Source organism: Yersinia pekkanenii (genome assembly GCF_001152565.1).
Taxonomy (GTDB): domain Bacteria; phylum Pseudomonadota; class Gammaproteobacteria; order Enterobacterales; family Enterobacteriaceae; genus Yersinia; species Yersinia pekkanenii.
In genome coordinates this window covers 21,246-28,190 of the sequence record NZ_CQAZ01000051.1, presented here as the reverse complement: position 1 = coordinate 28,190, position 6,945 = coordinate 21,246, and the positions used below count along the sequence as shown (strand labels likewise).

The following is a 6,945-nucleotide window of genomic DNA, read 5'->3' as shown; positions in this document are numbered from 1 at the left end:
TTTGCGGCTGGTCATTCTCATGGCGGGATAATTCCTTAGTGTGGGATACATCTATCCTACAACAATAAACCTGCACGGGTAACAGTGAGGGAGAGGGTTCGTTACTGACTTGCGAATAAGACGCACGGGTAAATTAATTGCTGTAGCGATAAGCGCAGTGATTACCCGTTGCGTGTTATTGCCTTTGATATGTTGGAGTTAATGCTTTGCCAGTTGGGGCAGAAGGTAACCGTTAGTGGTAGGTCTGCATACTGGAATGGGTATCAGATTACGGCCAGTCACATTAGCTAATAAGAAGATCGCTACGGCGGTCTTTTTTGTTTGCGCCTGTTCATTGGTGAGCAATACCGTTCAGACCATGGTGTAGTCTATGGTGTAGTCATTTCAACAAAAAAGGCGCTAACCAATTAAGGAAAGCGCCTTTTTAAACAACAAGTTAACTGACTAGTATCAGTTCATGCCGTATTTTTTCAATTTCTTACGTAGCGTGCCACGGTTGATGCCCATCATCAGGGCAGCGCGGGTTTGGTTGCCACGGGTGTATTGCATCACCATGTCCAACAATGGCTGTTCAACTTCAGCCAGTACCAACTCATACAGGTCACTCACATCCTGACCATTCAGTTGAGCAAAATAGTTCTTCAGTGCTTGTTTAACCGAGTCACGCAAAGGCTTTTGAGTCACCTGATCTTGTGAATTTACGGTTGCAACGGTCAGTACGTCAGAATTTACGCGTTGTTCGAACATAGTTCTGTCAGCTCTTTTTTCTGTTTACGCAAGATTTTCGAAATATGCCTCCAACGCCTCCAGCTGTTCGCTGGCATCCTCTATGGCGTTGAATGTGCGCCGAAACTGGTCGTTAGGGGCGTGCTCTTGGAGATACCAAGAAACGTGCTTACGTGCAATACGAAATCCCTTGCCTGGACCATAAAAGTCGTGCAATTCCCGTATATGCCCGTTTAACAAGCGCTGCACTTCGCCAAGTGGCATCGGTGGCAGCAGCTCCCCAGTGTCCAGGTAATGCTGGATTTCCCGGAAGATCCAAGGTCTTCCCTGAGCCGCACGTCCTATCATCAGAGCATCAGCTCCGGTGTAGTCGAGTACCGCCCTGGCTTTATGCGGGTCAGTGATGTCACCATTCGCGATAACGGGAATGGAAACAATCTGCTTAACTGCCCGAATGCTGTCGTATTCCGCCTCACCATTAAACAGGCAAGAACGGGTTCGGCCATGAATCGTCAGGGCTTGTATACCACAGATTTCGGCCAGTTGGGCAATTTCTATACAGTTACGGTGTTCTGGCGACCAACCCGTCCGGATCTTCAACGTCACTGGTACATCTACCGCGTTAACCACTGCGGAGAGGATCTGTTTGACCAATTCAGGATGCTGCAATAATGCTGATCCTGCCAGTTTGCGATTCACTTTCTTGGCCGGACATCCCATATTGATGTCGATGATTTGTGCACCACTCGCCACATTGATTCGGGCGGCTGCTGCCATCTCATCCGGGTCGTTACCGGCAATTTGCACGGTACGAATCCCCGGCTCATCACTATGAACCATGCGTAAACGCGACTTATCCGTCCGCCATACCTCTGGATTAGAGGAGAGCATTTCAGATACAGCCATCCCAGCCCCCATGCCATGACATAGCGCTCTAAAGGGGCGGTCTGTTATACCGGCCATCGGGGCGGCAATCAGGCAATTTGTAAGCTGGAAGTGTCCAATACGCATAGACAAAGAATGACCACACTGTGTCCGTAAGGGCGCGTATATTACGCATTTTTGCGCTCAGATGAAAGGCCAAACTTTGACCAATTGATGAAAAAAACGCGATAAATTCTGGAGTAATCTTGGCTAATTAATTATTTATACATATATAACATGGTGTTAAGCTTAATTGGTTAAATAGTGCGCTTCAGTATTTTCTGTGAAACAACATAATTATCGACTAGTTATGCAACATGCTTGAGGTTGATAATGCTGATTTATTAAGCAAATCAACGATAAAGTGCAGATATAGATGAATCAGACATCTCATTTTGATTAAAAAAGAGGCGGGAGGATTGCTTACTTATGCGAAGGAGTGCCAGCGCGACGCTGCGAATTTGACGTTGCAGCGGTGCTAACTGCAACGTCAGCGACGTTGGATTCGATATTTTTTGGTGTGTGGTTACTTACGTACGCCAGTGATACGGCACCATTCTTCTTTCTCCGCCACTGGATCGAGGGTGAATTTTTCCTCGTAAGCCTGTGCTACCCCTTCAGCCTGAGTCGCCAATACGCCGGACAAACCCAGATGGCCGCCGGCTACCGGTAGCACGCTAATCAGTGGTGCCAGTTCCCGCAATGGGCCCGCCAGAATATTGGCGACCACCACGTCAGCAGACAAGTCAGCCGGTTGGTCTTTTGCCAGATATAGCGCCAAACGCTCTGAAACGCCGTTACGCTGTGCGTTATCGCGACTGGCCTGAATGGCCTGCGGATCGATGTCGATGCCAATAGCGTGCTTTGCACCGAGTTTTAGCGCCGCAATTGCCAGAATGCCGGAACCACAACCGAAGTCGATAATAGTTTTACCCTCCAGATCGAGTCCATCGAGCCATTGCAGGCATAATGCTGTCGTCGGATGAGTGCCGGTACCAAATGCCAGACCGGGATCCAGCATCACATTGACGGCGGTTGGGTCAGGCACATCACGCCAGCTCGGGCAAATCCACAGGCGCTCACCAAAACGCATCGGGTGGAAATTATCCATCCATTCACGTTCCCAATCTTTATCTTCCAGTTGCTCAATCTTATGAATGAATCCGTTACCGAGCTGCGGATTGTATTCCAGCATAGCAATCACTTCTACCATGTCGGTTTCGGCATCATACAGGCCAATGACATCAGTATCGCCCCACAGGCGGGTTTCCCCAGGCAGTGGCTCAAACACTGGATTATCGTGGGTATCCTGAAACGTGACAGACACCGCGCCACTTTCAATCAGAGCGTCCCCAAGGGATTCGGCCTGATTACCGGTGGTGTTTAATTTTAGTTGGATCCAAGGCATAACTTTTCTCTTCCAAAACCGACTATTAGCTTGTGCTTTTGGATCGGTCTTTCTCAATAAGGTTTCGGTAAATAATACCTGTAAATAGCGATTTATTCAGTGCTGACGGCGACTGGCTGTCGCGCTCGCGCCCTGTCACCAAACTGATTACCAATATAAAACGCCAGTAGGTTAAGCACCAGCGATGGCACTATCGGGTGCAGACCAGCCAGCTTAATATCGAAACTGGCCAGTAGCGTATAGCATACCGCACCGACAATCATTGAGCTAAGGGCCCCGTGGGCATTGGCTCGCTCCCAGTACAAGCCTAACACTAATGGCCAGAGGAATACGGCCTCCAGGCCACCAAAGGCCAACAGATTCAGCCAGATAATCATTTCCGGTGGTCGCCAGGCGGCGAGTAGCAGCAATAGCCCAAGGAGCAGTGTCGATAAGCTGGAAATACGCGCCAGTTTGCGTTCATTCTTCAACTCTTCCGGCCACAGATTGAGATATAAATCCTTCACGATGGTGGCAGAGGATTGCAGCAACTGGGCATTGATAGTCGACATAATCGCCGCCATCGGCGCGGCCAGAAAGATCCCCGCCGCAAACGGTGGCAACACGGTGATCATCAGTGTTGGGATCACTTGATCCGGGATCTTCAGATCCGGCAGGATCGCCCGGCCAAGAGCGCCAGCCAAATGCATGCCAAACATCAGGATCGCGACCACAATAGTGCCGAGGATAATGCCGCGATGGACTGCTTTGCTATCACGATACGAAATACAGCGCACAGCAGTGTGCGGCAGGCCAATCACGCCAAAGCACACCAGGATCCAAAACGATGCCATAAAGGGCAGATCAAGGATCTTATCGCCGCCTTGTGGTGAAACCAGGGCGGGATCGATATGTTGCAAGGTCTCGATCGCTTTATGCAAGCCGCCAGCAGCATGGATCACCGCCACCAGTAGCAAAATGGTACCGACCAACATCACCATACCTTGCAAGGCATCATTCAGTACACTGGCGCGGAAGCCACCAAAAGAGGTATATAGCGCGATACTGATACCGAATATCAGTAAGCCGGTATCATAAGGGATGCCAGCCGCCGTTTCGAGCAAGCGGGCACCACCGATAAATTGCACCGTCATGGCACCGACAAACGCCACCAACAGGCTGATACTGGCCAGCCATACCAGCAAACGGCTTTGATAGCGGGCATACAGCATATCATTGAGGGTCACGGCGTTATAACGGCGTGCCAGAATAGCGAATTTCTTACCCAGCACCCCGAGCGACAGCCAGACCGCAGGTAGTTGGATCATCGCCAACAATACCCAGCCAAGGCCATATTTATAAGCAGCACCCGGCCCGCCGATAAATGAACTGGCGCTGATATAAGTGGCGGTGAGGGTCATTGCCAGTACGAATCCCCCCATCGATCGGTTGCCGATGAAGTATTCGTTAAGAAAATTCCCGGTTTGGCGGCGTGTATAAGCATAAACGGATAAACCAAACACCATGAGCAGATAGCCCACTAACGGCAGGACAACATCAGTTTGCATTATCGTCCTCCAGTGAGATATCACGGAATATGAAGCGCACCATTAGCCAGCACAGCACAATAAACACCAGTGGTAGCGCAATACAGGCGGCTTCAAACCAGGCTGGCAAGCCGCTCAAGCCCGGAAGGTTGCTCGGTAAATAAGCGGTGATTATCCAGCCAGCCAGATAGGCCAGCGTTAAGCCAAAGGCCCAGCGCGCCTCTTTGTTAGCTTGCAGGAATCTTGCGTCCATATTTTCCCTTCTTACTTGATCTCGCAGCGTTGTTAGCTGCACTCATTCACCCGAATCACTGACCTGAGTCAGCTGATCGGGATTTATTTGTTTGCTGCCTGGCCGCGAGGCCAACTAATTTGGGAAATCCCCTTCTTACTTGGCCTCGCAGCGTTATTAGCGACTGCTATGCGAAATGCCAGCTATATCAATCAAAAGAAAATTAAACAAATGAAAAGAAAAAAGACCGGTGATTAACCGGCCTTGATATAAAGGACTAAAAGCACGAAAGGCGAAATATCAGGTTTCTTGTATCCCGAGTTTTTTCTCCAGATAGTGGATATTAGTGCCACCGTGCTGGAAATTTTCGTCGTTCATGATGCGTTGCTGCAACTCAACGTTGGTTTTAATGCCATCGATAATGAGTTCAGCCAGCGCATTTTTCATACGGGCAATAGCAACATCACGGTTTTCACCGTAAGTGATCAACTTACCGATCATGGAGTCATAATACGGAGGCACACTATAACCGGCGTAAATATGGGACTCCCAACGCACACCAAAACCGCCCGGCGCATGGAAACGGGTAATTTTACCCGGGCTTGGCAGGAAGGTATTCGGGTCTTCGGCGTTGATGCGGCATTCTACTGCGTGGCCCTGGACTCTCACTTCATCTTGAGTGATGGAGAGAGGCTGCCCGGCAGCAATACGTAACTGTTCTTTGATCAAATCGATGCCAGTGATCATTTCGGTAACCGTGTGCTCAACCTGAATACGGGTGTTCATTTCGATGAAATAGAACTCGCCGTTTTCATACAAGAACTCGAAAGTCCCTGCACCACGATAGCCGATCTCCACACAGGCTTTCGAACAGCGCTCACCGATATAACGGCGCATTTCGCTGGTGATGCCTGGTGCTGGTGCCTCTTCAACCACTTTCTGGTGGCGACGCTGCATAGAACAGTCACGCTCAGCCAGATAGATAGCATTACCTTGCCCGTCAGCCAAAATCTGAACTTCGATATGGCGTGGGTTTTCAAGGTATTTTTCCATATAAACCATGTCGTTATTGAAAGCTGCTTTGGCTTCCGCACGGGTCATGTTAATGGATTGCTCTAGATCTTTGTCATGACGAACCACACGCATGCCACGACCACCACCACCGCCAGATGCCTTGATAATGACCGGATAACCAATACGTTTGGCAAAGGCTTGGTTCTTGGCAGTATCGTCGCTCAATGGGCCATCAGAGCCTGGTACGCAGGGTACACCGGCTTTCTTCATCGCACTGATAGCAGAAACTTTATCGCCCATCAGGCGAATGGTTTCGGCGCGTGGCCCGATAAAGATGAAACCTGAACGTTCTACCTGTTCGGCAAAATCAGCATTTTCAGCCAGGAAACCATAGCCGGGGTGAATAGCCACCGCGCCGGTGATCTCAGCAGCAGAAATGATTGCCGGAATGTTCAGATAGCTTTTAACAGAAGGCGCGGGACCAATACAGACAGTCTCGTCAGCCAGTAACACGTGTTTAAGATCACGATCCGCAACAGAGTGAACTGCAACAGTTTTGATCCCCAGCTCTTTACAAGCTCGCAGGATACGCAGCGCAATCTCACCGCGGTTAGCGATTACGATTTTATCAAGCATGGAACGCCTCGTTACTCGATGACGACAAGAGGCTCGTCGAATTCAACCGGTTGACCGTTTTCAACCAGAATGGCTTTTACAGTACCGGATTTATCTGCTTCGATTTGGTTCATCATTTTCATCGCTTCAACGATGCAAAGAGTATCACCAGCAGAAACTTTCTGACCTACTTCAATGAAGGCTTTGGCATCCGGGCTTGGGGTACGGTAGAAAGTACCGACCATTGGGGAGCGCACGATATGGCCGCTGATGGCCTCGGGTGCTGCCGCTTCAGCAGCGGGTGCGGCAACTGCGGTTGCCAACGCGGGCTGTTGCTGTGGTGCAGCAAAAGCATACGGTTGTTGCATCATTGGGTAGATTGGTGCAGCGGGAGCACGACTGATACGTACTGACTCTTCGCCTTCTGAGATTTCCAGCTCTGAAATGCCGGACTCTTCAACCAGTTCGATCAGTTTCTTAATCTTACGAATATCCATGAG

The 6,945-nt window shown here is 49.8% G+C and carries 7 protein-coding genes; all 7 read right to left on the bottom strand.

Annotated features, from left to right (window positions below; genetic code table 11):
• Positions 1-450 precede the first annotated feature (450 nt).
• Positions 451-747, bottom strand: coding sequence for a DNA-binding transcriptional regulator Fis (gene fis, locus AEP37_RS19470; protein ID WP_002210061.1), 297 nt, complete (start codon positions 745-747; stop codon positions 451-453).
• 24 nt (positions 748-771) lie between these two features.
• Positions 772-1,737 carry a tRNA dihydrouridine synthase DusB gene (gene dusB / locus AEP37_RS19465; protein WP_053101982.1) on the bottom strand — a complete coding sequence of 322 codons (966 nt, stop codon included), beginning with the start codon at positions 1,735-1,737 and terminating at the stop codon, positions 772-774.
• A gap of 439 nt (positions 1,738-2,176) precedes the next feature.
• Complete coding sequence (prmA, locus tag AEP37_RS19460; RefSeq protein ID WP_049614909.1) at positions 2,177-3,058, bottom strand: 50S ribosomal protein L11 methyltransferase; 882 nt, start codon at positions 3,056-3,058, stop codon at positions 2,177-2,179.
• A gap of 92 nt (positions 3,059-3,150) precedes the next feature.
• Positions 3,151-4,605: a sodium/pantothenate symporter gene (gene panF / locus AEP37_RS19455; protein WP_049614908.1), complete on the bottom strand. Its 1,455-nt coding sequence runs from the start codon at positions 4,603-4,605 to the stop codon at positions 3,151-3,153.
• A complete protein-coding gene (locus AEP37_RS19450; RefSeq protein WP_049614907.1) occupies positions 4,595-4,837 on the bottom strand; it encodes a YhdT family protein in 243 nt (80 codons plus the stop codon). Before AEP37_RS19450 ends, panF begins: the two co-directional genes overlap by 11 nt.
• Positions 4,838-5,116: 279 nt before the next feature.
• On the bottom strand, positions 5,117-6,466 hold the full coding sequence (gene accC / locus AEP37_RS19445; RefSeq protein WP_049614906.1) for an acetyl-CoA carboxylase biotin carboxylase subunit: 1,350 nt from the start codon (positions 6,464-6,466) through the stop codon (positions 5,117-5,119).
• 11 nt (positions 6,467-6,477) lie between these two features.
• Positions 6,478-6,942, bottom strand: coding sequence for an acetyl-CoA carboxylase biotin carboxyl carrier protein (gene accB, locus AEP37_RS19440; protein WP_049614905.1), 465 nt, complete (start codon positions 6,940-6,942; stop codon positions 6,478-6,480).
• Positions 6,943-6,945: the final 3 nt, after the last annotated feature.